Annotated in this window: 28 protein-coding genes; 25 read left to right on the top strand and 3 right to left on the bottom strand. The window is 40.3% G+C overall.

Features of this window, described 5'->3' with window-relative positions:
- The 11 genes from IGI80_RS02655 (at position 1) to IGI80_RS02605 (ending at position 8,105) form a co-directional block, all read left to right on the top strand.
- Positions 1-1,107: an iron-containing alcohol dehydrogenase family protein gene (locus IGI80_RS02655; protein ID WP_438722609.1), complete on the top strand. Its 1,107-nt coding sequence runs from the start codon at positions 1-3 to the stop codon at positions 1,105-1,107.
- A gap of 12 nt (positions 1,108-1,119) precedes the next feature.
- The gene (locus IGI80_RS02650; RefSeq protein ID WP_002354902.1) at positions 1,120-1,956 is read left to right on the top strand and encodes a PTS mannose/fructose/sorbose/N-acetylgalactosamine transporter subunit IIC; all 837 of its coding nucleotides are present in this window, start codon (positions 1,120-1,122) and stop codon (positions 1,954-1,956) included.
- A 20-nt stretch (positions 1,957-1,976) separates the two neighbouring features.
- A complete protein-coding gene (locus tag IGI80_RS02645; protein WP_002354903.1) occupies positions 1,977-2,849 on the top strand; it encodes a PTS system mannose/fructose/sorbose family transporter subunit IID in 873 nt (290 codons plus the stop codon).
- Between the two features lie 21 nt (positions 2,850-2,870).
- Positions 2,871-3,377, top strand: coding sequence for a PTS system mannose/fructose/N-acetylgalactosamine-transporter subunit IIB (locus IGI80_RS02640; protein ID WP_438722607.1), 507 nt, complete (start codon positions 2,871-2,873; stop codon positions 3,375-3,377).
- 77 nt (positions 3,378-3,454) lie between these two features.
- On the top strand, positions 3,455-3,907 hold the full coding sequence (locus tag IGI80_RS02635; RefSeq protein ID WP_002354905.1) for a PTS sugar transporter subunit IIA: 453 nt from the start codon (positions 3,455-3,457) through the stop codon (positions 3,905-3,907).
- A gap of 23 nt (positions 3,908-3,930) precedes the next feature.
- Positions 3,931-5,004, top strand: coding sequence for a mannonate dehydratase (gene uxuA, locus IGI80_RS02630; protein WP_002388613.1), 1,074 nt, complete (start codon positions 3,931-3,933; stop codon positions 5,002-5,004).
- 4 nt (positions 5,005-5,008) lie between these two features.
- Positions 5,009-5,662 carry a bifunctional 4-hydroxy-2-oxoglutarate aldolase/2-dehydro-3-deoxy-phosphogluconate aldolase gene (locus IGI80_RS02625; protein ID WP_002359031.1) on the top strand — a complete coding sequence of 218 codons (654 nt, stop codon included), beginning with the start codon at positions 5,009-5,011 and terminating at the stop codon, positions 5,660-5,662.
- A gap of 314 nt (positions 5,663-5,976) precedes the next feature.
- The gene (locus IGI80_RS02620) at positions 5,977-6,447 is read left to right on the top strand and encodes an ASCH domain-containing protein (protein ID WP_002354908.1); all 471 of its coding nucleotides are present in this window, start codon (positions 5,977-5,979) and stop codon (positions 6,445-6,447) included.
- Positions 6,448-6,624: 177 nt separating this feature from the next.
- Positions 6,625-6,843, top strand: coding sequence for a YdbC family protein (locus IGI80_RS02615; protein WP_002381076.1), 219 nt, complete (start codon positions 6,625-6,627; stop codon positions 6,841-6,843).
- Positions 6,844-6,859: 16 nt separating this feature from the next.
- Complete coding sequence (locus tag IGI80_RS02610) at positions 6,860-7,744, top strand: YicC/YloC family endoribonuclease (RefSeq protein WP_002387384.1); 885 nt, start codon at positions 6,860-6,862, stop codon at positions 7,742-7,744.
- 55 nt (positions 7,745-7,799) lie between these two features.
- Positions 7,800-8,105, top strand: a complete 306-nt coding sequence (locus IGI80_RS02605) for a hypothetical protein (RefSeq protein WP_002383233.1) — start codon at positions 7,800-7,802, stop codon at positions 8,103-8,105.
- Between the two features lie 43 nt (positions 8,106-8,148).
- Here IGI80_RS02605 and IGI80_RS02600 read toward each other — a convergent pair whose 3' ends face one another.
- Entirely contained in the window at positions 8,149-9,630 is a 1,482-nt protein-coding gene (locus IGI80_RS02600) for a DUF1958 domain-containing protein (RefSeq protein WP_002386255.1), read from the bottom strand.
- 222 nt (positions 9,631-9,852) lie between these two features.
- On the opposite strand from IGI80_RS02600, the gene gmk reads away from it, so the two are divergent.
- The 3 genes from gmk (at position 9,853) to IGI80_RS02585 (ending at position 11,078) form a co-directional block, all read left to right on the top strand.
- Positions 9,853-10,467 (top strand): guanylate kinase, encoded by a 615-nt coding sequence (gmk, locus tag IGI80_RS02595; RefSeq protein WP_002354915.1) that lies wholly within the window; start codon positions 9,853-9,855, stop codon positions 10,465-10,467.
- Between the two features lie 4 nt (positions 10,468-10,471).
- Entirely contained in the window at positions 10,472-10,774 is a 303-nt protein-coding gene (gene rpoZ / locus IGI80_RS02590; RefSeq protein WP_002354916.1) for a DNA-directed RNA polymerase subunit omega, read from the top strand.
- A gap of 148 nt (positions 10,775-10,922) precedes the next feature.
- Complete coding sequence (locus IGI80_RS02585) at positions 10,923-11,078, top strand: putative holin-like toxin (RefSeq protein WP_074653361.1); 156 nt, start codon at positions 10,923-10,925, stop codon at positions 11,076-11,078.
- A 257-nt stretch (positions 11,079-11,335) separates the two neighbouring features.
- On the opposite strand, the gene IGI80_RS02580 is transcribed toward IGI80_RS02585, so the two are convergent.
- Positions 11,336-12,729, bottom strand: a protein-coding gene (locus IGI80_RS02580) for an IS3 family transposase (RefSeq protein WP_251846742.1) whose coding sequence is annotated in 2 segments (ribosomal slippage) — positions 11,336-12,189 and positions 12,189-12,729 — 1,395 coding nt in all. Because the reading frame shifts where the segments join, the coding sequence is not laid out codon by codon here.
- Positions 12,730-12,922: 193 nt separating this feature from the next.
- Between IGI80_RS02580 and priA the strand changes: the two genes are divergently transcribed.
- The 9 genes from priA (at position 12,923) to IGI80_RS02535 (ending at position 23,559) form a co-directional block, all read left to right on the top strand.
- On the top strand, positions 12,923-15,355 hold the full coding sequence (gene priA, locus IGI80_RS02575; RefSeq protein WP_438722605.1) for a primosomal protein N': 2,433 nt from the start codon (positions 12,923-12,925) through the stop codon (positions 15,353-15,355).
- 26 nt (positions 15,356-15,381) lie between these two features.
- Positions 15,382-15,876 carry a peptide deformylase gene (gene def, locus IGI80_RS02570; RefSeq protein ID WP_002389420.1) on the top strand — a complete coding sequence of 165 codons (495 nt, stop codon included), beginning with the start codon at positions 15,382-15,384 and terminating at the stop codon, positions 15,874-15,876.
- Positions 15,869-16,810, top strand: coding sequence for a methionyl-tRNA formyltransferase (fmt, locus tag IGI80_RS02565; protein WP_002365369.1), 942 nt, complete (start codon positions 15,869-15,871; stop codon positions 16,808-16,810). The genes def and fmt overlap by 8 nt, the downstream gene beginning before the upstream one ends.
- 5 nt (positions 16,811-16,815) lie before the next feature.
- On the top strand, positions 16,816-18,195 hold the full coding sequence (gene rsmB / locus IGI80_RS02560) for a 16S rRNA (cytosine(967)-C(5))-methyltransferase RsmB (protein ID WP_002354921.1): 1,380 nt from the start codon (positions 16,816-16,818) through the stop codon (positions 18,193-18,195).
- Position 18,196: 1 nt separating this feature from the next.
- Positions 18,197-18,946 (top strand): Stp1/IreP family PP2C-type Ser/Thr phosphatase, encoded by a 750-nt coding sequence (locus IGI80_RS02555; RefSeq protein ID WP_438722603.1) that lies wholly within the window; start codon positions 18,197-18,199, stop codon positions 18,944-18,946.
- On the top strand, positions 18,943-21,099 hold the full coding sequence (gene ireK, locus IGI80_RS02550; protein WP_002404016.1) for a serine/threonine protein kinase IreK: 2,157 nt from the start codon (positions 18,943-18,945) through the stop codon (positions 21,097-21,099). The genes IGI80_RS02555 and ireK overlap by 4 nt, the downstream gene beginning before the upstream one ends.
- Before the next feature lie 248 nt (positions 21,100-21,347).
- Positions 21,348-22,241, top strand: a complete 894-nt coding sequence (rsgA, locus tag IGI80_RS02545) for a ribosome small subunit-dependent GTPase A (protein WP_002378814.1) — start codon at positions 21,348-21,350, stop codon at positions 22,239-22,241.
- 23 nt (positions 22,242-22,264) lie between these two features.
- Complete coding sequence (gene rpe, locus IGI80_RS02540; RefSeq protein WP_002354925.1) at positions 22,265-22,918, top strand: ribulose-phosphate 3-epimerase; 654 nt, start codon at positions 22,265-22,267, stop codon at positions 22,916-22,918.
- Complete coding sequence (locus tag IGI80_RS02535; protein ID WP_002354926.1) at positions 22,915-23,559, top strand: thiamine diphosphokinase; 645 nt, start codon at positions 22,915-22,917, stop codon at positions 23,557-23,559. Before rpe ends, IGI80_RS02535 begins: the two co-directional genes overlap by 4 nt.
- 102 nt (positions 23,560-23,661) lie before the next feature.
- Here IGI80_RS02535 and rpmB read toward each other — a convergent pair whose 3' ends face one another.
- On the bottom strand, positions 23,662-23,850 hold the full coding sequence (rpmB, locus tag IGI80_RS02530; protein ID WP_002354928.1) for a 50S ribosomal protein L28: 189 nt from the start codon (positions 23,848-23,850) through the stop codon (positions 23,662-23,664).
- Positions 23,851-24,123: 273 nt separating this feature from the next.
- On the opposite strand from rpmB, the gene IGI80_RS02525 reads away from it, so the two are divergent.
- Both IGI80_RS02525 and IGI80_RS02520 read left to right on the top strand, forming a co-directional pair.
- The gene (locus IGI80_RS02525) at positions 24,124-24,486 is read left to right on the top strand and encodes an Asp23/Gls24 family envelope stress response protein (protein ID WP_002354933.1); all 363 of its coding nucleotides are present in this window, start codon (positions 24,124-24,126) and stop codon (positions 24,484-24,486) included.
- An 82-nt stretch (positions 24,487-24,568) separates the two neighbouring features.
- Entirely contained in the window at positions 24,569-26,245 is a 1,677-nt protein-coding gene (locus tag IGI80_RS02520; protein ID WP_002359050.1) for a DAK2 domain-containing protein, read from the top strand.
- The last annotated feature ends 13 nt before the right edge of the window (positions 26,246-26,258 follow it).

The following is a 26,258-nucleotide window of genomic DNA, read 5'->3' as shown; positions in this document are numbered from 1 at the left end:
ATGTTAACTGATTTAAAAGTGAAAGTTGGACCGCAATTTTATCGTTACCACGAAGGCGCCTTAGCTTCGGTGCCGTCACTTTTCAAGGAATATCACGCCCAACGAATTTTGGTGGTGCATGGCACCGTATCCTTTGAAAAAGCTCAGCCATTTTTGTCCTTCTTGGCAGATTCAGAGTATCAATTCTTCTATCACACTTACACAGGAGAATGTAGTTATTTTGGCGCCGAACAAATTTCACAGCAAATAAAGGAACACCAGATTGACTTTCTTCTGGGAGTCGGCGGCGGTAAGTTAGCCGATTTAGTGGGCTACAGCGCCCATTTAAACAATCTGAATTTTGGCTTGGTCCCTACTTTGGCTAGTAACTGTGCGCCGTGGACACCGTTAGCTGTGATGTATCAAGAAAATGGCGCGGCCGAAGGCAAAACGGAACATTTCTTTCGCCAAGCTGCGTTTTTAATCACTGATCCTAAGTTGCTTCTTGATGCGCCCCGTGATTATTTTGTCGCTGGTTTAGCTGATACGTTAGCGAAATGGTATGAATCAGAGACCATTTTACGCCAAGCCCATTTGCAAGGGGAACCCTTTTTACAATTAGCGGGAGCGACCGCCAAGCTTTCGCAAGAAGCGATTATGCGGGACTCAAAAGCAGCCTTAGCAGCGATGGATGAGGGCAAACTCACGCCTGAATTTGTCCATCTTTCAGAAATTGTTTTCGCTGTTTCTGGATTAGTCGGCGGCTTCGGCGACAAATACGCCCGCAATGCAGCAGCACACGCCATGCATGATGCTATGAGTAAATTTTTACCAAAAAGTCATGACTATTTACATGGCGAAAAAGTAGCTTACGGCATCTTCTATCAATTAGCATTGGAAAAAAGGTGGGCCATCATAGACGCATTAATCACCTTTTATCAAGAGCTAAACTTGCCCATGTCGTTACGACAAATGGGCCTTTACCCAGAAGAAGAAGCAGTACTCGATGCAATGGTTCAATTTATTGATTCAAAAGAAAAGGTTCATTTAATTCCTATTGAGATTTCGGAAGAACGTTTACGTCAAGGGATTGAAGAGCTAGAAAAGTATATCCAAAACCAAGGATAAGAAGGAGGAACTATGGAAACGTTAAGTGTTTTACAAAGTTTGATAATGGCGCTTTGGGTGGCAGCAATTATGTCCAGATGGCTTGGAGGAGGAGCAACGTTAACGTTGCGTTTCTCGCCCTTAATGACAGGGTTAGTAGCAGGTTTAGTGATGGGCGATGTCCCGAAAGCGATGATTGTCACCGCAGCATTACAAATGATTTACATGGGTGTTTTTTCACCAGGTGGCTCTATGCCAGCAGAACCATCAATTGCGGCAGCGATTGCTGTGCCAGTTGCGTTGCTAGGGAATTTGAAGCCGGAAGCGGCTATCGCCGTAGCGGTTCCTGTCGGTCTTTTAGGGAGTTATTTATATCAATTCCGTTTCTTTATTAACACGTTTTTAGGGAAGTATACCGATCGTGCGGTGGCTGAACTAAATTCTAAAAAAATTGCCCGCTCAATTATCTGGTATCCAACGATTGCCTCATTTATTTTATTCGTTCCATTAGTCTTTTTTGCTCTTTATTTAGGGGCACCAGTCATTGCCGATATTATTAAAGCATTAGAAGGAACCGTTGTGATTCACGTGTTAGAAGTAGTCGGTGGTGGTTTAGCCGCAATTGGGATTGCGACAACGGTCTATGTCATTGGTCGAAAAGATTTCTTGGTTTTCTTTTTCCTTGCATACTTCATGAGTATCGTCTTTAAGTCATTGGAAATTACCATGGTAACGTATGCCATCTTTGGCGTAATTATTGCGTTAATTTTTGTGCAAGTCCAAAAAGGCAAACCTGTAGCAGAAAGTGCTGGTTCCGCCAGTGCCACCACTGATTTTGATGATGATGACGATTACGATGACGGGTTTTAAAAGAAAAAGGAGGAACTGAAATGACGGAAACAACAGAAAAAGTCGTGCCGAAAACAACGAATTTAGCACCAGAAGAAATTACCAATAAAGATGTTACAAAAGCCTATCTCCGTTGGCATTTTGCCAATGAAATTCCCCATTCCTTTGAACGTTACTTGGCGCCTTCGTTATTGTACGCAATGATGCCACTTTTAAAGAAATTATATAAAGACGATGAACAATTAAAAGCCGCTTATATGCGTCAACTGCTGTTTTTCAATACGCAATTAAGCTGGGGCGGCGGTGTCATTACTGGGTTGATGGCTTCCATGGAACAAGAGCGGGCCAAAGAAGAACATGAAGGCCGCGAAATCATGATGCAAGATGATTTAATGTATAACACCAAAGCTGGATTGATGGGCGCGTTAGCGGGGATTGGTGATGCGATTGACTCAGGTACGGTTCAATATATTTTTATTGCGATTGCGGTGCCGTGGGCGCAACAAGGTAGCGCATTAGGTGCGATTTTCCCCTTTGTCGCGTTTGCCCTTTATCAAGTACTGTTAGGTGTGTTCTTTGCGAGACAATCCTTTAAAATGGGGCGGAATGCCACAGGCTTAATGCAAAGTGCTGGGATTCAAAAAGCTATTGAAATGTTATCTGTTTTAGGGTTGTTCATGATGGGGATTTTAGCTGGTAATTATGTCAAAGTTTCTTCAACTCTTCAATTTAAACTTTCTGGCCGTGAGTTTGTGGTTCAAGATATCCTTGATCAGATTGTCCCAGGACTCTTACCGCTAGCTGTTGTAATGGGCGTGTATTGGTTCTATACGAAAAAAGGCTTGAAAGTTACGCAAGCATTATTGTGGTTAACAGGTATTTTAATTGTCTTAGCAACAGTCGGTATTTTATAAAAAGAAAAGGACGTGAATCAGATGGGCGTAGTAAATTTAGCAAGAGTAGATGAACGATTAATTCATGGACAAGTGATGGTGACCTTGTCCCAAAAAAATGGCGTTAATTCCATTTTCGTTGTTGATGAAGTGGTGGCAAAGGATAAATTTATGCGTGATTTATACAAAAGTGCAGGCAGTCGGACAGGACAAAAAACCATTGTCATTACGCCGGAAAAAGCTAAATTTTATTGGGATGAATACCAATTCAAAGAGTACAACTGTATTTTAATCGCTAAAACCGTCTCTGTAATTTATGACTTAGTAAAACACGGAGTCCCTATGAAGGAGTTAAACATCGGCGGTATTGCACAGAAGAATCCAGAAAAAGATTTATTAGTAACCAAATCAGTTTATTTAAACAAAGAAGATGCCGAAAAATTAAAAGAACTACATGAGGTGTATGGCGTAGAAGATATTTATTTCCAAGCAACGCCTTCTGCACCAAAAACTAGTTTAAAAGAGGTTTTAGGCAAATTTAATTTATAGAAAAGGACAGTCGCTTGAGTCATTGCATGACTGTTTGAAGTAATGACTCAAGCCACTGAACTGAAGGAGGAACTTTTATGTTAGGGATTGTGATTGCTACACACGGTGCACTAAGTGACGGTGCGAAAGACGCAGCTACCGTGATTATGGGCGCAACCGAAAATATCGAAACCGTTAATCTAAATAGTGGAGACGATGTCCAAGCACTAGGCGGACAAATTAAAACAGCGATTGAGAACGTCCAACAAGGGGATGGCGTGTTGGTCATGGTTGACTTATTAAGTGCGAGTCCTTACAATCAGGCAGTTTTGGTGATTAACGAACTCGAACCAGCTCTACAAAAGAAAATCTTTGTGGTGAGTGGTACCAACCTACCAATGGTCTTAGAAGCGATAAACCATCAATTATTGGGCACACCGATTGCTGAAGCGGCGCAAGCGATTGTTGCGCAAGGCAAAGAAAGTGTGCAAGCATGGGATATTTCTATGACTTCCTTTGAGGACGAAGAGGATGAGGACGATGATTTTTAAGAATGTAGTAAAGGGTGAAAGCAATGAAATGGGGATTTAGATGGTACGGAGCGGCAGGCGATGCCATTCCGTTAAAACATATTCGACAGATTCCAGGAATTACTGGTGTTGTCGGTACCTTGTTAAATAAACTACCAGGTGATGTTTGGACTGTAGCCGAAATTCAGGCACTTAAACAATCGGTAGAACAAGAAGGATTAGCACTTTTAGGAATTGAAAGTGTCGCTATTCATGATGCCATTAAAGCGGGAACGGATCAACGAGACCACTATATTGATAATTATCGCCAAACGTTACGTAACTTGGGGAAATGTGGAATTTCCTTAGTGTGCTACAGTTTCAAACCTATTTTTGGTTGGGCTAAAACGGACTTGGCGTATGAGAATGAAGATGGCAGCTTATCGTTGTTATTTGATCAAGCTGTGGTAGAGAACATGCAGCCAGAAGACATGTATCAATTGATTCACAGTCAATCAAAAGGATTCCGGTTACCAGGTTGGGAAGAGGAGCGTTTGCAACAATTTCAAGAATTGAAAGCCATGTATGCCGGCGTAACAGAAGAAGATTTGGTCGAAAATTTGCGCTACTTTTTAGAACGTGTGATTCCTGTCTGTGAAGAAGAAAATATCAAAATGGGGATTCACCCCGATGATCCACCTTGGGAAATTTTTGGTTTGCCAAGAATCACTAAAAATTTAGCGGATTTAAAACGGATCCTTTCCTTGGTGGACTCACCAGCAAATGGGATTACATTTTGTACAGGTTCCCTCGGTGCGGACCCGACGAATGATTTGCCTACTATGATTCGTGAAATAGGTCACAGAATTAATTTTGTTCATTTCCGCAATGTGAAGTATTTAGGTGAGCATCGTTTTGAAGAAACGGCGCATCCGAGTGTCGCTGGTTCGTTAGATATGGCGGAATTAATGCAAGCACTGGTAGATGTAGGGTATGAAGGTGTTATTCGTCCTGATCATGGGCGGGCAATTTGGGATGAAAAAGCGATGCCTGGTTATGGTTTATATGATCGAGCAATGGGGTTGACCTATATTCAAGGACTGTACGAAGCAACCAAAGCCAAACAAAATAGGAAGTGACAGAATGGAAACAAAAGTTGAAAAAAATCAACTGTATCAACAATTAGCGACATGTAAACTTTTACCACTATATACTGCAACAGATTTACGCTATTTGCCACAAGTAGAATCAGTCTTAGTAGAAAACGAATTACCGTTTATTGAGGTCACTTTTCGGAGTCAGCTGGCCTTGCCTGCCATCAAACAACTTGCTGCTTCAGGGAATTTAATTGTGGGCGCAGGAACTGTTAGAACCTTGAAAGAAGCCCAAGAGGCAGTAGCGAACGGTGCACAGTTCATTGTTTCCCCAGCGATTGTTCCAGAAGTCATTGATTTTTGTCTGGCAAACGAGGTGCCTATTTTTCCAGGAACAGCTACGCCTGGGGAGATTCAGCGAGCGCTGGCGTATGGCTTACGAGTGGTTAAATTTTTCCCAGCCGATATTTACGGCGGGTTAAAAGCCATTAAAAGTTTAAGCGGTCCGTTTTATGATGTTCAATTTTTACCAACTGGTGGGATTGATGAAACAAACTTTATAGAGTATGTGGAAGCAGAAGAAGTATTAGCAGTGGGCGGCTCCTTTATTTTATCGGAAAAGATGCTTCAAGAAGATGAAGCTTCGGCACGCCAGCATGTTCAATCTTTACTCACGAAAATCAAAGAACGACAAGCAAAATAAAAAGATGAGGTCGGGACAGAAGCGTTTAACTCCGAGAAATAAGAAGGAATTTCCGAAAATTGTTCTGTAATTTTTGGAGAATTTCGGCTTATTTCCGAAGGAGTTGCTTCTGTTCCCGCCGTTTATAAGTTTTTGAGCGTGGAGCAAAAATCCAAAGTGATTTTTGTCCCACGCTCTCTTTTTTTTTCTGTCCAAATGTTACTGACATTATTTTAGTTTTCATTTTGTAAAAATAGTATAGGAGAAAAGCAATCAGTTATGTATAATTAGTGAAAGAAGGTTGCGTGAAGTAAAAATAAAAAGGAGAGCAAAGGATGTTAAAAAATGTAGAAGTGTTCTGGCAAAACTTTTTAGATAAACATGAATTAGATATGTTGATGCCCGATGTGTGGATGTTTGGTGATGGCTCTTCTGAGATGGGTAATCGTTTGGGTCAATTGGTTGTTTCTGGTCGTAAGACAGCGACATGTTCTTCTTTAGATATTTATAAGATGGAAGAAGAACAACTCCCTAAAGCTGGTCAATACGACATAATTTTAGATGGTCAGTCTCAACCGCTGGCTATTATTCGAACAACCAAAGTTGAAATTATGCCCATGAACAAGGTCTCAGAATCTTTTGCGCAAGCGGAAGGTGAAGGAGATTTGACGTTGGATTATTGGTATGAAGAGCATGCGCGGTTCTTTAAAGAAGAACTGGCCCCCTATCAGCTACAATTTTATCCCGACATGTTGTTAGTTTGCCAAAGTTTTGAAGTGGTGGATCTTTATACAGAAAAAGAATAAACAGAGAAGCGGTGACTGACACGATTGAAACGAGCAGTTGTCGCTTTTTTTACTGATTTTTTGAAAAAGTTGCGTATGTTTATATAGACAGGGTGATAGAAAAGAGATGTGTATTTTAAGTGTCGAGGAAAAGATGGTACAATAACCTAAGGAGAATACTAACAAGGAGTGAATGTTATGAAAGAAGAATTTTCATATGAAATTTTAGAAGAAGTCGCTGTGTTATCTGAGAATGCTCGTGGCTGGCGTAAAGAATTGAATTTAATTAGTTGGAATGGTCGTCCACCAAAATTTGATTTGCGTGAGTGGGCCCCTGATCACGAAAAAATGGGTAAAGGCATCACCTTAACTAACGAAGAATTTGCTGAATTAAGCAAAACAATTAAATCCATGTAAAAGGAGCACCCTGTCAATGAAAAGTATGACTGGATTTGGAAAAAAGACCATTCAAAATGAAAATTATCAATTGGATATCGAAGTCAAAAGTGTCAACCAGCGGTTTTTAGATATTCAATTGCGTATGCCCAAGGAACTGAATGCCTATGAACTGGTGATTCGGCAAGTAATCAAACGCACGTTAAAACGTGGGCGTGTGGAAGTCTATGTAAATCTCCAAAAAATCGGCAACAATCAAAAAGAAGTGCGCGTGCAGTGGGACTTAATTGATCAATTATTAACTTCGGTAGATCAACATTTAAAGGAAAAATATCCGGAAGCAACGTTTGATGCAGGGGACACGGTCAACCATTTATTAAAGCAAAATGATTTTGTCGAAATAGTGGAAGCAGAAATTGTTGATCAGACATTTGAACCATTTCTTGTTCAAGCATTTGAAGCAGCCATCGCTAGTCTTGACCAAAGCCGTGTGCAAGAAGGAACGCAAATTAAACAAGTCCTGCTTGACTATGTAGCAGTGTTGACCCAATCAATTCAAGAACTGCAAGCGTTTGTGGGCGTTTTTGAACAAGAATACCGTCAACGTTTTGAAGCGAAATTAAACGAATGGTTAGGTAGCCAAGTGGATGAAACACGCTTATTAACAGAAATGGCCATTTTATTGGAAAAAGGCGATATTCATGAAGAATTGGATCGTTTGGATATCCATATTGATAAGTTGCATCAGTTGCTTGACGAAACAGAACCAGTGGGCCGAGAACTAGATTTCTTAATTCAAGAAATGAACCGTGAAGTCAATACGATTGGTTCGAAATCAAGTCCAATTGAAATAAAAAATAGTGTCGTTCAAATGAAAACAACCTTAGAAAAGATTCGTGAACAAATTCAAAATGTCGAATAGAGAAAATGGTTTCGTGTTTTTCCAGAAAACGCTATAATATAGAAGTAACGAATAAATGACAGAGGTGAAAGCAATGACTAAATTTTATGATGTAACCTTTCAAGAATTAAGTGGTCGTTCTGTGGTAAAAACAGAAGTCGCTTCAGACAGAGAACCATTTGACGTCTGGCAAGATGCTTGTGCAAGCTATTCTGAAACAGAATTAAATATCCAAATTAACGAAGACACGTTTGTTACTTTGAATCGTCACTTTGTTGTTCGCATTGACGTGAAAGAAGTTGACGGTCCTGTCGACAAACAAGTTCGTCGTCGCGATGAATTGATGAACGTGGTCAATACGCTTTCTAATATGGGCTTATAAAAAATACCACCAAGCATTTCACGCTTGGTGGTATTTTTTTTAATTAGAATAAAAGAAACAAGCCAACGGCGCATAGGAAAGAAAGAACTGCGGCACTTAAAAAGATTGTCCGCATGGATGCAGTTTTACTGCTTTCTTTGCCGTGTTTTTTCTGACGTTCTAAACGTTTTTGAAGCTGACGGGTAATTACTGAGAAAATCAGCCCGAAAAGGACTAAAACACTTGTGGCAATCGATTTGGGAATAAAATGATTCGGTTCTGCAACGGTGGTATCCCCAGAATGTTCGTTTGATTCTTCCGCAGCTTCAGCTGTTGTTTGTTTTGGCTTAACTTCTTGGTAAGCCACTTTCGGCGCTTGAACAGTACTATTTAACAATGTCAAAGGCGTGTCGACTTGCACCTGCCCTGCTACTAATTTAAAAGTAGGCTGACTGCCTTTGGGAACGACACCGTATAAATCGTTAGCCAAAGTGACTTTTTTGTGATCAATGGTTTGTGGTCCTTTGTCTAAAAGTTTTTTGCGTTCGTATGTCGTATAGGCATAGTCCAGCAAAGCATTCCCAGCCACATGCCGTTCGTATTCACCATCTTGGTTTTGCCAATTACCAACGCCTAAAATGACTTCAATTAAACGGAAATCTCCTTGTTTGACAGTCGCAATATAGTTAAAACCGCCTGTTGGACTAGAGCCTGTTTTTAAACCATCCACGCCTTGATAACCATACTTAGCGCCTGGTAAAGAATAATTGTACGCTTCAAACGTTTCCTCGTAAGGCGTGCCGACCATTGTTTTCACCACTGGTTTATTGGTGATTTCTAAAATTTCTGGATAATTTTTCAGAAAGTGATAGGTTAGTGAAGCTAAATCTCTAGCTGTAGAGACGTTATCGCCATTTGGGTCAATTCCTTGCATTTGATACAGGCCGTTAAAGGCACTTGCTTGCGCTCCACTGCAGTTGTAATAGGTAGTATTTGTCATCCCTAATTCAGCCGCTTTTTGATTCATTAAATGAACAAAGTCAGTAGGCTGGTTCCCTGAAATTAAGTTTGCCAACATGAGAGTCGCCACATTAGAAGAGGGGACAGCAATCATTTTTAACAGTTCACGGACTGGATAAGCAACACCTAACGTAATTTTGTTATTACTAATGGCATATATTTTAGAAATATCGACATCTTTTTGCGTAGCAGTCACAGTCGTATCCATTGTAAATTTTCCTTGCTCCATTGCTTCAAAGGCCAAGTACATGGTCATCACTTTGGCAATACTGGCAGGATTCCACGCTAAATCTGGTTGCTGCGACCAGAGAATTTCTCCAGAATCAGCATCAACAACGATGGCTGCTTTGGGAATGCCATCCGCTTTCAGGGTTGTCCCCATTTTTTTAGCAATTGCGGTAATATCTTCTTCTGCGTGAGTCACAGTAGGTTGGGCAAAAAAGGCCCCACAACTGACAACTAAGCCTAGCAGAAACAATGTAAATGGTTTAATTCGTGCGATGTTTCTCAGTCCTTTCTTATTCACGTTTTTTCATCCTAAAGGAGTCATCACTTCATTTTACTTAAAAAATGGCTGCCTGTATAGGAATTCTAGGTAATTTGTTTAAAAAAAGAACAAGTTATGAAAGCCAAATTAAAGAAGAAATGTTATTTTTTCAGTGAATCTCCAAGAAAGTCTTGAAAATTGCAGAAAAAAAGTGCAAAATAGAACTAATACTGTGAAATTATGTTTTGAAAGGAAGTCGTTATGTCAGAGCGCGGGTTATTAATCGTATTGTCAGGTCCTTCAGGAGTGGGGAAAGGGACTGTAAGAAAGGCTATTTTCGACAGTGAAGAAAATGATTTTCAATATTCAATCTCAATGACCACTCGGAAACAGCGAGAAGGCGAAGTGGATGGAGTAGATTACTATTTCCGTTCAAGAGAAGAATTTGAAGCGATGATTGAAGCTGGAGAAATGTTGGAATATGCGGAATATGTTGGTAACTATTATGGGACACCATTAACGTATGTTAACCAGACGCTAGATGAAGGCAAAGACGTCTTTTTAGAAATCGAAGTCCAAGGGGCTAAACAAGTCAAAGACAAAGTGCCTGATGGCGTATTTATCTTTTTGACACCCCCCGATTTAGCGGAATTAAAATCAAGAATTATTGGCCGCGGAACAGACGAAATGTCTGTGATTGAAGAACGAATGGCTGTGGCCAGAGAAGAAATCGAAATGATGGCGCTGTATGATTATGCGGTAGTGAATGATGAAGTTCCTTTAGCCGTGCAACGAATTAAAGACATTATCGCGAGTGAGCACTTCCGTGTTGACCGTGTAATTGGAAAATATATTAAAATGTTAGAGGAGATGTAGCCTTATGATGTTAAAACCGTCAATTGACTCATTATTAAAAGAAGTCCCTTCAAAATATTCTTTGGTTATTTTAGCAAGCAAACGTGCGCATGAATTAGATGAAGGCGTTCAACCAACCGTTGAATCCTTTGATTCTGTAAAAAGTGTGGGTCGTGCGTTAGAAGAAATCGAAGCAGGAACAGTGATCAGTGATCCAAATCCTGAAGAAAAACGTGAACGTCTACGCATTGAACGTGAAGAACGCAAACGCCAACGTGAACAAGAACAAAAAGAATTAGAAAACCGTTTACGTGACGAAAAAAATTAATTGAATGAAAAACAAGTCTATGATTGAAGCTTTCTTCAAGTAAAGGCTTGTTTTTTTGTGATTGCAAATGTTGTGGGATGACTTTTGTGGTATACTGTTTTTGTAGATAAGTTATGACGGTGGCTACTTCTGGAAGGTGGTGGTGCTTATGAGCATAAGTACTAAAATCTATGAAAGGGGAAAGCCGTATTTGTCCGCATTAGATGTAATCGGACTAATTTTCGACTTTGGTTTATATACCATTGCGTTGATTAGTTTGGTTGTCACTTTGCTAAAAAAGACAAAAAGAAATAACCAGTCATAAACTTTGAACGGTTAACTGGTTATTTCTTTTTAATTAAGTAAAAACTAAGTTACTGTCATGATTCTACAGTTAGAGAGATGGACCAACATCTCTCTTTCAAAATGATTATACCATAAAAAAATGTAGAGTGCTAACACTAGTTAGCAGTGTAAGTTTCAAAGTATTTTAAGAGGATTACTAAAAGCTACTTTCTTAGATCATGTAGTGAGACCCGAAAGTTAGACCGAATACCGACTGGAGAAATCTGGTCGGTATTTTTATGCGACGAACCGTTTACGGAATTGAACGGGACTGCACCCTAGTTTTGTCTTTATTCGTTGATGATTATAATAATCAATCCATTCCTCAATTGCTTGTTCTAGTTCTTCGAAACTAGAATAAATAATGCCATGGTAGGTTTCTTGTTTTAGTAAACCAAAGAAATTCTCCATAGGAGAATTATCAAAACAATTGCCTTTTCGAGACATACTTTGAAAGATCTGGTGACTGGTTAATTGCTTTTTGTACTGCTTCATTTGGTACCCCCAACCTTGGTCAGAATGAAAAGTGCGCCGATATGGACAATCTTGCGTTTTATCAATGGCTTCTTTTTGTGCCTCAAGAATTGCTTTGGCATTCGGCTGTTTAGAAATACGGTAAGACAAGATTTCACCATTAAATAAATCAAGAAAAGGATCTAAATAGAGTTTTTTTATTTGAATCTTTCCACTTTGATCACGTTCATAATACTTAAATTCAGAGGTATCTGTTGTTAGCTTTTGATGGGGTACTGAAGTGTAGAAACGACGATGTAGACGGTTTTTTTCGCCATAGCCAACGGTTCCTTTGTAGGAATTATATTTTCTTGATTTACGAATAAATTTTGTCCCTTTTAGGCCAAGTTTACGCATAAGACGACGAATTTTTTTCTGGTTTACGTTCAATCCTTGTTCTTTTAAAGCTAATTGAATACGGCGATAGCCATAGTTTCCTTTGTTTTCGTCAAAAATTTTCTTAATCAGGGCTTCTAATTTTTGATTGGGATTTTTTCGCTCAAATCGCTTTTGCCAATACATATACGTCGCTTTAGGAAATTTGGTTGCTTCCAGTAAGATTGTTAATCGGAATTTTTTTCGGAGTTCGTGGATGATTCGGGCATCTCGTTCTTGAGTCGTTCCGGGATATTCATTCCTAAAGCGCGGAGCTTTTTTATGAAGGCTAGTTCCGCTCGCAATAGTTCATTTTCATGTTCTAATTCTTGTTCACGTGTTCGTGTTTTTTTCACCTGAACGGGTTTCTTTTTCTTTGACATAGAAGGTCTTCCTTTCTGTTTTGGTGAAAGCCCTTCTATGCCTGTTTCTAGAAATTTCTGGTGCCAAGCCAAGACTAAGGTATCGTTTGGCAGACCATATTTCAATGCGACAGTCAGATAAGAGTCACCACTCGTTAAATAATAGTGTATGACATCCCGCTTGAATTTGGAAGAGTAATGTTGGTAATTTACTCTTCGATGAAGTGCGTTAAATCCAAATTTCTCGACTGTTTTAACCCATTTACGAACAGTCGAAAGTGAAGCAATATCAAATTGATTCGCTAGTATTCGATAACCTCCTGCGCCATTTTGGTAAGCTTCTACTACTTTTTTCTTGAATGCATAATCGTATTTTGCCAATTTAAATACGCCTCCAAAGTTAGATTTTTTGGTCTAACTTTGGGGGCGCACTACATCATTTGTTTAGGAAAGCTAGCTTTTTATATTTTAAGGAGAAATTAACTAAGCTTAACAACAACGAGACACACAAGACAAATCAGTCAATCTTTAGTACAATAGGCAAAGAGAATTTACATAAAAAGGAGGACGCACCATGCAAAAAGTAGCCAAAGTTATTGTGGATGTACCAACGATGCAAACCGATCAACCATTCACTTATTTAGTTCCTGAAAATTTAAATGAGCAATTGGCTGTCGGCATGCGTGTAGAAGTGCCTTTTGGTAACGGTAATCGGCATGTTCAAGGGTTTGTTCTAGCCATTGAACCAGTGGCTGCAACGGTTCTTGACGAAACCAATGTTCAGTTGAAAGAACTAGTGGCGGTGTTGGATTTAAAACCTGTCTTAAATACAGAAATGTTGGCTTTAGCTGATTATATGAAGGAAAAAACGTTTGCCTTTAAAATCACTTGTTTGCAAACCATGTTGCCTAGCGTAATGCGTGCCGATTACCAAAAATATATTTATTTAACGGATGAGCTTTCTGAAGAATTACAAGATCAGTTATTTTATGGTTTAGAGGAAATTTCGTGGGACCAAGCGCAAGAACGTGGGCTTTTGCCTCAACTAATGGCGTTGCGTAAACAGCAAAAAGTCGATATTCGCTACGAAGTTACGACGAGAAATAAAGTCAAAATGGTCCGCTTCATTCAAGCCGCTAAGGAATTTGAACAATTAGAGGAAATTCGTTTGGGTTTACGCAAGGGAGCTAAGAAGAAAGAGCAACTTCTTTACTATTTACAACGCTTAGGCACTGAAAAAGTCACCGCTGTGAAGGAAATGAAAGAATTAGGTTTCAGTACCGCGCTTTTAAATGAAGCGGCCAAAAACGGCTGGTTAACGTTCATTGAAAAAGAAGCGTATCGTGATCCGTTTGCTAATCAGACGTTTGAAAAAACGACTGCGTTATCTTTGAATGCAGAACAACAGGTGGCTGTGGAAACAATCTTACAATCGGTCCAAGAACAGCAAAGCCAAACCTACTTATTGGAAGGTATTACAGGAAGTGGGAAAACAGAAGTTTATCTACAGGTCATTGCAGAAGTTCTTAACCAAGGCAAAACAGCCATTATGCTTGTCCCTGAAATTTCTTTAACTCCGCAAATGGTGCAACGCTTTAAAAGTCGCTTTGGCGAACATGTTGCTGTAATGCACAGTGGCTTATCGCAAGGTGAAAAATACGATGAGTGGCGGAAGATTGAACGAGGAGAAGCGGAAGTGGTGGTTGGCGCGCGTTCAGCCATTTTTGCGCCAATCGAAAACATCGGCGTGATCATTGTTGATGAAGAACACGAGGCAAGTTATAAACAAGAAGAAACCCCCCGCTACCACGCGAGAGATTTAGCGATTTGGCGTTCGGAGTACCATCATTGCCCTGTTGTTTTAGGTAGTGCCACGCCGTCCTTGGAATCACGCGCTCGCGCACAAAAAAATGTTTATCAGCGGTTACGATTAACACAGCGTGCCAATCAAGCGGCAACCTTGCCTACGATTGATGTAGTGGATATGCGGCAAGAAGTAGAAAATGGCAATGTCTCTTCTTTTTCCATGTCGTTGCAAGAAAAACTCCAAGAACGCTTAGAGAAAAACGAACAAAGTGTTCTCCTACTTAATCGCCGTGGCTATTCGTCATTTGTGATGTGTCGCGATTGTGGCTATGTGTTGCCGTGTCCGAATTGTGATATTTCCTTGACTTTGCATATGGATAGTAAAACAATGAAATGTCATTATTGTGGGCATGAAGAACAGATTCCTTATCGCTGTCCTAACTGTGGCCAAGATAAAATTCGCTACTACGGAACAGGCACACAAAAAGTAGAAGAAGAATTACAAACGTTATTACCAGACAGTCGTATTCTCCGAATGGATGTTGATACGACCCGTCGCAAAGGTGCGCATGAAAAAATTTTGCGAACATTTGGTGAAGGACAAGCGGATATCTTATTAGGCACACAAATGATTGCCAAAGGACTGGACTTTCCAAATGTGACGTTAGTCGGTGTCTTAAATGCTGATACCGCCTTGAATTTACCCGATTTTCGTTCCAGTGAACGGACCTTCCAGTTATTGACACAGGTCAGTGGCCGAGCTGGTCGTGCTGAAAAACCGGGAGAAGTCATCATTCAATCTTTTAACCCCGAGCATTATGCGATACAATTGGCAAAAGCCCAAGATTATGAAGATTTTTATACAAAAGAAATGTATATCCGTCATCGTGGGGATTATCCGCCGTACTATTTTACGGTCCAAATTACGGCTAGCCATCCTGAAGAAAATGAAGCAGCGAAACAAATGTTTCAAATTGCGACGAAATTAAAACAAGGCTTATCGCCGCAAGCTATTTTGTTGGGACCAACGCCTAACGCAATTATGCGTGTCAATAATCGATACTTTTATCAAGTGATTATCAAGTATAAACAAGAACCAATGCTTCAACCATTATTGAAAGAAATTTTAACCGATACACAACGAGCAACGGCTCGTGGTTTAAAGCTTTCCATTGATGCAGAACCCATGAATTTTATTTAAAAAATACAGCTTTGAAAGGAGCACTTATGCGCTATCCAGTTGTGATTCACCCGAACGAACACTTAAAAATGAAGGCTCAACCTGTGACGATTATTACCGATGAAATTGTGCAGTTACTAGAGGATATGTATGAAACAATGCTGGCCCATGATGGGATTGGCTTAGCAGCCCCGCAAATTGGTAAAAATTTGCAAATGGCAGTGATTGAAATCGATGAAGAATCTGGTCATTTTGAACTAATTAATCCAGTGATTATTGAAAAAAAGGGAACCAGTATTGATGTGGAAGGCTGTTTAAGTATTCCAGAAACATATGGAACCGTTGAACGAGCAGATGAAGTGACTGTCCGTTATTTTGACCGTGAAGGTGAAGAAATGGAAGTTACGGCTTACGGCTATTTAGCTCGAGCTTTTCAACACGAAATTGATCATTTGAATGGCGAGTTATTTATCGACAAAATGATTGAGAAAATTGCACCAGAAGATTTAGAAGCGTATATGGAGGAACATTTTGATGACTAAAATTGTATTTATGGGCACACCAGCCTTTTCTGTTCCGATTTTAGAAAGTTTAATCGAGGCAGGCTATGACGTTCAAGCGGTTGTCACGCAACCAGATCGACCAGTTGGCCGAAAAAAAGTGATTACCCCAACGCCTGTCAAAGAAGCAGCTTTAAAACATAACTTATTAGTCTTACAACCAGAGAAAATTTCAGGTTCTCCTGAAATGGAAAAAGTGATTGACTTAGCACCAGATTTAATTGTGACAGCAGCCTTTGGACAATTTTTACCAGAGAAAATTTTAAAAGCGCCTAAACTAGGTGCGATTAATGTCCATGCCTCACTTTTACCAAAATATCGTGGCGGCGCACCTGTACATTACTCGATTATTGAAGGAGAAAAAGAAACAGGCGTCACGATTATGGAAATGGTGAAAAAAATGGATGCTGGCGCGATTTTATCGCAACGTGCAATTCCGATTACGAAACAAGACGATGTAGGCACCATGTTTGAAAAATTAAGCATTCTAGGAAAAGAACTTTTATTAGAGACGTTACCTAAGCTAATTGCTGGCGAAATCACGCCTATTCCACAAGTGGAAGAAGAGGCTACTTTTTCACCAAATATTACTCGAGAACAAGAACGAATTGACTGGCAAAAAACCGCTGAGGCAATTGATAACCAAGTGCGTGGTATGCGTCCTTGGCCAACAGCGTTCACAACCTACCAAGGGACCAACTGGAAAATTTGGGCAGTGACACCACTGACTGAAACAACAACCAGCGCCCCAGGAACGATTATCCAACGTAGTAAAAAAGCGCTGTGGATTGCTTGTGGTGAAGGGACAGTCCTTCAAATTGATCGCCTGCAACCAGCAGGTAAAGGTCAATTAACGATTCAAGAATTTTTAAATGGCGTTGGTCAAAATGTCGCAGAAAAAGATAAGGTGGACTAACAAAAATGGCTGAAAAAATCCCCAAGAAATTAAAACGTTCTGTTCGATACGTTGCTTTAGAAACCATCGAACGTGTGGATAAAGGTGGGGCGTACTCCAATCTTTTACTTAATGAAATGATGACAAAATCAGAACTAAGCGAGAAAGATGGCCGCTTGTTTACAGAACTTGTCTACGGCACAATTAGTCGCAAATTATTGTTGGAATACTACTTAACACCATTTGTTAAGAAACCGCAAAAAGTCGATAATTGGGTGAAAAATTTATTGATTTTATCGTTATATCAATTACTTTATTTAGATAAAGTGCCTGATCATGCAGTCATTAATGAAGCGGTTGAAATTGGCAAACGTCGTGGCAATCCTGGGATTGGTAAATTCGTGAATGGCGTGCTGCGGGCGTTCCAACGAAATGGAGCACCTAGTTTGGCCGCAATTAGCGATCCAGTTGATCGTTTAGCAACGGAAATTAGCATGCCACGTTGGTTAACAGAAAAATTACTTGCCCAATTAGGCGAAGAAGAAACACGGCAGTTAGGTTTGTCATTATTTGAAAAAAGCCATGCGAGTGGCCGAGTAAACACACGGTTTATTTCACGAGAAGAAGCGCTGGAAGAATTACAAGAAACAGGGATTGCCGCGAAGGAAAGTCAACTTTCCCCTTATGGTGTTGTCGCTGAAAAAGGCTACTTAGCTGGTAGTGAACTGTTTATTAACGGTTGTTTAACCATTCAAGATGAAAGCTCTATGCTCGTGGCTCCAGCGATGCAAATTGAACCGCATCATCGTGTCTTGGATGCTTGTGCGGCTCCTGGTGGCAAAACGACTCATATCGCAACTTTTTTAGAGGCTGAAGCAGGTGGTCGTGTGACTTCTTTAGATATTCATGCGCACAAAATTAAGCTAATTAATGAAAATGCGCAACGCCTCCATGTGGCGGATGTCGTCCAAGCAGAAAAGCTTGATGCGCGACAAGTGGCCGAAGAATTTCCCGCAGAAACCTTTGATCGGATTTTAGTTGATGCACCATGTTCAGGCTTAGGGCTAATGCGCCGTAAACCAGACATTAAATACCATAAAACGGCCAATGATTTTCAAAATTTACCTAAAATTCAGTTAGAAATCTTAGAAAGTGTTGCCCCAACACTAAAACAATGGGGTATAATGGTCTATAGCACTTGTACTATTACGCCAGAAGAAAATCAGGAAGTAGTGGCAGCCTTTTTAGCCAAACACCCTGAATTTGAAAAAATTGAAATTGTTGCAAATGAAAATGTCCAAGCAGTAGTAAAAGAGCAAGAACTGGTTCTGTATCCCCATCAATACATGACAGATGGCTTCTTTATTTGCTGTATGCGGAAAGTTAGTTCAAATGAGGTGAAATAATTTGGAAATCAACGTTCAATCAGATGTCGGTCGCAAAAGAAATACGAACCAAGATTATGCCAACGTTTTTGAGAACCAACAACACATAACCTTTGCTGTTTTAGCAGATGGCATGGGTGGTCACCAAGCAGGTGATGTCGCTAGCCAAATGGCAGTCAATAATTTAGGTGAGAGTTGGTCCAATGCGTCTGTCGACTCAGCTGAAAAATCTGCACAGTGGTTAATTCAAGCAATTCAAAAGGAAAATGAAAAAATTTATGAACGCGGACAATCGAAACCAGAGTATTTAGGAATGGGGACAACCGTGGTTGGTGCCATCCTTTTACCGGATTCATTTGTCTTAGCAAATGTGGGGGACAGTCGTGCTTATTTAGTTCGTGACCAACACATGTTACAATTAACAGAAGATCATTCTTTAGTGAATGAACTAGTAAAATCAGGGGAGATTACTCGTGAGATGGCTGCAAATCATCCACGAAAAAATGTCCTAACACGTTCTTTGGGAATGCCTGGCACTGTCGAAGTCGATGTAGCCAATCATGAATGGCTGCCTAATGACTATTTACTGTTATGTTCGGACGGTTTAACCAATATGGTTCCTGAGACAAAAATTTTAGAAATTTTAGAGACGTCAGATCCCTTAGAATCCAAATTAAGCCAACTCGTTGCCCAAGCAAATGAAGCGGGTGGTTTAGATAACATTACCGTGTTAGTGATACACTTTGACGAACAGAAGGAGGAAAACCAATGATAGAAATCGGCAAGAAGCTGAATGGTCGATATCACATTATTGGCAGCATCGGAAGCGGCGGCATGGCCAACGTCTATTTAGCACACGATTTAATTTTAGACCGAGACGTTGCAGTAAAAGTCTTGCGCTTTGACTTCCAAAACGATCAAGCCGCCATCCGACGTTTTCAGCGTGAAGCACTAGCCGCAACTGAGCTGGTTCACCCGAATATCGTCAGTGTGTACGATGTAGGCGAAGAAGATGGACTACAATATTTAGTCATGGAATATGTGAAAGGAATGGACTTAAAACGTTACATCCAAACGCATTTCCCAATCCCTTATTCCACAGTTGTGGACATTACGCAACAAATTTTATCTGCTGTCGCAATGGCACATGAACATAGAATTATTCACCGGGATTTAAAACCGCAAAACATTCTGATTGACGAACACGGCACAGTCAAAATTACTGACTTTGGGATTGCGATTGCCTTGTCAGAAACGTCAATTACGCAAACGAACACAATGTTAGGTTCGGTGCATTACTTATCGCCAGAACAAGCGCGCGGAAGCATGGCGACCAACCAATCAGATATTTACGCTGTGGGAATTATTCTCTATGAAATGCTAACAGGGAATGTACCTTTTGATGGTGAATCAGCCGTAACGATTGCCTTAAAACATTTTCAAGAAGAAATTCCCTCTGTTAAAATGTTTGATCCAGGGATTCCTCAATCATTGGAAAATGTGGTTCGTCATGCAACCGCAAAAGACCCAAGCGATCGCTACAAAACAGCGAATGAGATGGCAGAAGACTTATACACGTCCTTGTCAGCCAGTCGTTTAAACGAACCTGCGTGGGAACCAACGGCTTTATTAGGAGAAACGAAAGTATTAACTCCGATTCCCGAAGACATCGCTGAACCGGAAGAGACAACGCCTGTCGAAGTTCCAGAAGATATCGCAGATGACATTTTAGCTGAACAACCACCGAAGAAAAACCGTAAAAAATTGTGGATTGGCTTAGCAATTGCGGCATTAATTGCTTTAGCAATAGGTGGCTTAGCCTTTGCAATGTCGGGTGGTAAAGACGTTGAAGTTCCTGATGTTACAAATGAAACGAAAGCGGCCGCTTCACAAGCGCTACAAAGTGCCGGGCTGAAAGTCGATAGTGAAACCAAAAAAATTCCCGACGATAAGATTGAAGAAGGCAAGGTGGTCAAAACAGACCCCGAAGCAAAATCATCTGTGAAAAAAGGCCGATCTGTTACTTTGTACATCAGCTCTGGAACAGAAAAAATTGAGATGGCCGATTATACAAACGAATCGTATGAATCTGCTGTCGAAGCCTTGAAAAAACTAGGGTTTTCAGAAGACCAAATTACAACGAAAAAAGAATACAGTGATTCTGTGTCTACAGATAACATTATTAAACAAAAACCAGCTGCAGGTAAAAAAGTTGATCCGAAAAAAGACAAAGTCACTTTAACGGTCAGTGAAGGACCAGAAGCGGTTACTTTGCCTAGTTACGCCGGTTATTCTTACACAAATGCAGTAAATGCATTGGCACAATTAGGCATTTCTGAATCTCAAATTACGCGTGTCGACCAAGCAAGCGATACGGTAGAACCAGGTTTAGTCATTACGCAAGACCCCGCACCAGGTGGCACCGTGACACCTAAAAATGGCCAAGTGACGTTATATGTAAGTAAAGGTAGCGACAAAGTGACACTTTCTGATTATAGCGGAATTTCTTACGATAATGCGGTAAGTCGCTTAATTGCTTTAGGTATCCCAGAATCTCAAATTAAACGAGTGGACGAAGAAAGCGACAAAGTTGAAAAAGATACCGTGATTAGTCAAGAACCAGCTTCTGGTACCGCTGTTGATCCGAAAAATGACACGATTACTTTACATGTCAGCAAAGGCAGTGACTCAGTAACTGTTCCTGATATTTCAGGTTATTCGCCAAAAGCTGCAGAAGACAGCATCAATAACGCTGGCCTTAAAATCAATGAACAAGGATTATCTGGCTCTGGCGATGGCCAAGTCGTTGAACGAACTAGCCCATCCGCTGGCAGCAAAGTTAAAAAAGGCGACTCTGTTACGGTTTATTATTCAAAAGCAAATGATTCAAAAAGCACCACTAGTGAAAGTAGTACGAGTAATTAAGACAAGAGGTTGGGACAGGAGTGTTTAGCTTCAAGAACCAAGTAGGTACTGTTTAACATCTATTTGCTTTTCAAATAGTGTTTCTCAGCAATAAGAAGAAGCTGCTCCTGTCCCGCCGTTTATCTTAAGATTTAAGTCTAGGAAGGTAAGTCATTTCGACTTATGTCCTAGGCTCTTTTTAATTAATAGAATCGAGAGGCTCCCTTGATTTCTCTGCCACTATCCTGTATATTCGAAAGTAGTTAGGAGTGGTTTATCTGAAAGGTCAAATCAGAAAAGCGTTAAGCGGTTTTTATTATGTATACGCAGATGGAGAAACATATCAAACAAGAGCGCGAGGGAATTTTCGTAATCGAAAAATTACGCCACTCGTGGGAGATGAAGTACTTTTTGAAAGCGATAATTTAACAGATGGTTATGTGTTGGAAATTTTACCAAGACGAAATGAATTAGTGCGCCCGCCTGTTGCAAATGTGGATCTAGGTGTGGTTGTCATGAGTATGGTTTCGCCAAATTTTTCGTTTAATTTGTTGGATCGTTTCTTAGTCAGCTTAGAGTATAAGGATATAGAACCAGTTATTTATTTAACGAAAGTTGATCTATTAGATGAGCCGCAACGTCAACAAGTCACTGAAATTAAACAGATTTATGAAGCGTTAGGTTATGCGGTGATCGCTTCGGAAGACGTAGAAGCCACCAAAGAATTAGAACGCTTTTTCCCAGAACGGTTGACTGTTTTTATGGGACAATCAGGCGCTGGAAAATCAACATTGTTGAATCAAATTTCACCAGAATTACAACTAGCAACTGCGGAAATTTCCCAATCTTTAGGACGGGGCAAACATACGACCCGTCACGTGGAATTGATTCCGTTATACGACGGTTTGGTCGCTGATACACCAGGATTTAGTGCCATCGATTTCTTGGAGATGGAAGCAGTGGAATTACCAAAGCAATTTCCTGAATTTGTTGCCGCGGCCTCTCACTGTAAGTTTCGTGAATGTATGCACCACAAAGAACCTGGTTGTGAAGTGAAACGTCAAGTGGAAGCGGGAACCATTGCGACGAGTCGTTACGAAAATTATTTACAGTTTTTAATGGAAATCGAGAATCGACGACCTGTTTATAAGAAAAAATCATAGCAAATATAAAGGGAGCGAGCCAAATGAAACTAGCACCATCCATTTTAAGTGCCGATTTTGCCAATTTAGAAAGAGATATCCGTTTAGTAGAAGAATTAGGAGCAGATTATATTCATGTTGATGTTATGGACGGTCAATTTGTGCCCAACATTACCTTAGGACCGAATATCGTTTCAGCGATTCGTCCAGTGACAAAACTACCATTGGATGTTCATTTGATGATTGTACAACCTGAAAACTATATCAATGCCTTTGCGGAAGCCGGTGCGGATATTATTACCGTCCATCAAGAAGCAACACCCCATATTCATCGTGCCTTACAAATGATTAAAAATGCGGGTGTGAAAGCTGGCGTAACCATCAATCCTGGGACACCACTTTCGATGATTGAAAATGTATTAGACTTAGCAGACCAAGTCTTGGTAATGACTGTCAATCCAGGTTTTGGCGGACAATCATTTATTGAAAACTCACTAGAAAAAATTGCTCAATTAAAAGAATGGAAAGAAACAAAAGGATACACCTATGAAATTGAAGTCGATGGCGGGATTGTTCCTGAAACTGCCGCACGTTGTAAAGAAGCCGGTGCGGAAGTGTTTGTTGCAGGCTCCTACATTTATAATGCTGAAAATCCTCAAGAACGAATCGATGCACTGAGAGCAGTGCTAGACAAATGAGTCGTGTCTTACTGGTAGCTGGCGGTAATCCAAGTGATTGGCCAACCTTTGAACCAGCTACGTATGATTATTTCGTAGGTATTGATCGCGGCTGTCTCCATTTATTAGAGGCCGATTTACCGTTACAATTAGCGGTAGGCGATTTTGATTCATTATCACGAGAAGAATACCATTTTGTCCAAGAAACTGCCGAAACACTCATTCAAGCACCTGCTGAAAAAGATGATACAGATACACAATTAGCGCTTCAAGAAGCTTTACAACGATTTCCACAAGCAGAGATGACGATTATCGGTGCGACAGGGGGCAGAATTGACCACCTGTTAGCCAATCTTTGGTTACCCTTTGAACCACGATTTCAAGGCGTACTTCGCCAAATCCGTCTATGCGATCGTCAAAATAGCATCCAGTATTACGCCCCTGGTTCGTATATCGTACCAAAAGAGCCAGATAAAGAATATCTGGCCTACTGCTGTTTGACGCCTGTAGAAAACTTGACGCTACGACGCAGTAAATATTTATTAACCAATCAAGATGTTCCTTACCCAACATCGTATGCAAGTAATGAATTTATCGAAGAAGCCGCTGCTTTTTCCTTCGATGCAGGGATGATTGCGGTTATTCAAAGTAAAGACAAGTAAAAAGAGGTTGGACCTTCATCAATGCGATGAAGGTCCAACCTCTTTTTTTATATGATAAAAAAAGCCGAACAACGAACGTCCAGCTTTGCTTATTTAAGTTTATTAAACACGTTCGATTTTACCAGATTTCAAAGCACGAGTTGACACCCAAACTTTTTTAGGTTTACCATCGATTAATACGCGAACTTTTTGTAAGTTAGGTTTCACAGTGCGTTTTGTTGAGTTCATCGCATGTGAACGGTTATTACCACTTGAAGTCTTACGACCAGTGAAGTAACATACTTTTGCCATTTTAAGTTTCCTCCTTTGCCTTGATCTTGGAGCGATAATATTCAGCTCATACTAACTTAATTTATCATATTAGGCACTGATTTGCAAGAAGATTTTTTTCTATGATTTGACTTTAGCAATCAAAAAGAGTAAATTGAAATCTTGCTAGAATGTTCACTTAGAAGTGGAAGAATGAAAATATCTGACGAACTTCCTTTTAATTAAAGGCTGGATATGATAAAATGTTATGGAAGAAAATAGGGCGAATGTGCTCTTATAAGGAGGCTTTCATCAATGGCTGTAAAAATTCAAACACCCGCAGGTACCATTGAGATTACCAATGATGTGATCGCTACAGTAGTTGGCGGAGCTGCGACAGATATTTACGGAATTGTCGGAATGGCAAGCAAAAATCAAATTAAAGATAACTTAAACGATATTTTACGTCGTGAGAATTACTCACGTGGTGTCGTTGTTCGTCAAGAAGACAACGGAATCGCAGTGGATGTCTACACGATTGTTAGTTATGGTACAAAAATTTCTGAAGTTTCTCGTAACGTCCAAGAAAAAGTAAAATATAATCTTGAAACATTATTAGGTGTCACTGCGAATTCAGTTAACGTTTTTGTTCAAGGAGTTCGTGTATTACCGGATTAGAGGTAGTGTACTGTCAACGATGCAATTGCACAAGGAAGTCGTGTGTTGCCGTTAGCGGTAAATCTGAAGGAGGATTTTTTAGGTGAATGTAACAGAAATCAGCGCAGGTCAGTTCCAGGAAATGGTCCAGGCAGGTGCGACTCGTCTGCACACAAATGCAGAATATGTCAACTCATTAAACGTTTTCCCTGTACCCGATGGTGATACAGGAACAAATATGAACTTATCAATGACCAGTGGTGCAAAGGCTGTGGCCGATTCTCGCTCTGAAAAAGTAGGAGAATTAGCAGGTGCGTTATCCAAAGGGTTATTAATGGGTGCTCGTGGAAACTCTGGGGTTATTTTATCTCAATTATTCCGCGGCTTCTCAAAACAAATTCCTGAGGTTACAACATTAAATGCCAAAGACTTGGCCGCTGCCTTTACACATGGTGTAGAAACAGCGTATAAAGCAGTGATGAAACCCGTTGAAGGAACAATCTTAACTGTTTCTCGTGAAGCGGCGCGTTCTGGTGAACGTAAAGCGAAAGAAACAGATGACTGTATCGAAGTTATGACAGCTGTTGTAGCAGGTGCTAAACGTGCCTTAGCGAAAACACCTGATTTATTACCTGTCCTAAAAGAAGTCGGCGTTGTAGATAGCGGGGGTCAAGGACTACTATTTATCTATGAAGGATTTTTAGAAGCGCTTAGTGGTGAATTTTTACCAACTGAAACGTATGAACCAAGTCCTGCCGAAATGGACGAAATGGTTAATGCTGAACATCACCGTGGTGTTAGTGGCCACGTTGCGACAGAAGACATTAAATTTGGCTATTGTACAGAAATTATGGTTCGTATCGGCGAAGGCCCAACCGTGGACAGCGCTTTTGATTATGAAACATTCAGAAACTACTTAAATGAACTAGGCGATTCTCTATTAGTCGTTAACGATGACGAAATTATCAAAGTTCACGTACACACTGAGCATCCAGGTGAAGTGATGAACTACGGCCAAAAATTTGGTTCGTTAGTAAAAATAAAAGTAGACAATATGCGTTTACAACATGAAACGTTAGTTGAACGCGATGCTCAGCAAGAAGCGTTGACTGAAAAAGTTCGCGTACCGTTTGCTGTGATTGCTATTGCAGCCGGTGAAGGCGTTCAAAAATTATTCCGAAGTTTAGGTGCAAGCTACATTATTAGTGGTGGCCAAACAATGAACCCAAGTACGGAAGATATTTTAAAAGCAGTCAAAGAAGTGAATGCAGAGCAAGTCATTATTTTACCAAACAACAAAAACATCTTTATGGCGGCTGATCAAGCAGCAGAAGTTGCCGATGTACCAGTAGCGGTTGTTCCATCTAAAACCATTTCTCAAGGAATGACAGCAATGTTAGCTTTCAATGATCAACAATCATTAGAAGAAAACAAAGCAAGTATGACGGAAATGTTAGACAGCGTTGTGAGTGGTCAAGTAACCACAGCTGTTCGTGACACAACCATTGATGACGTTGAAATTAAAAAAGATGACTTCTTAGGAATGATTGATGGTAAAATCGTCGTTTCTGAAGCAGATCGTTTTAATGCATCATTAGACACGTTGAACCGCATGATTGATGAAGACACTGAAATCGTGACAATTATTGTCGGCGAAGATGGTTCGGTTGAAGAAGCTGAAAAGCTAATCGCTATTTTAGTTTCTGAAAACGATGAACTAGAAACAGAACTTCATGAAGGTGGACAACCTGTGTATCCATACTTATTCTCAGCAGAATAGGTTTTCGTGATGA

Origin of the sequence: Enterococcus sp. DIV1420a, from assembly GCF_051712165.1 — a bacterium.
GTDB lineage: Bacteria > Bacillota > Bacilli > Lactobacillales > Enterococcaceae > Enterococcus > Enterococcus faecalis.
This window is presented reverse-complemented; position numbering and strand designations above follow the sequence as displayed.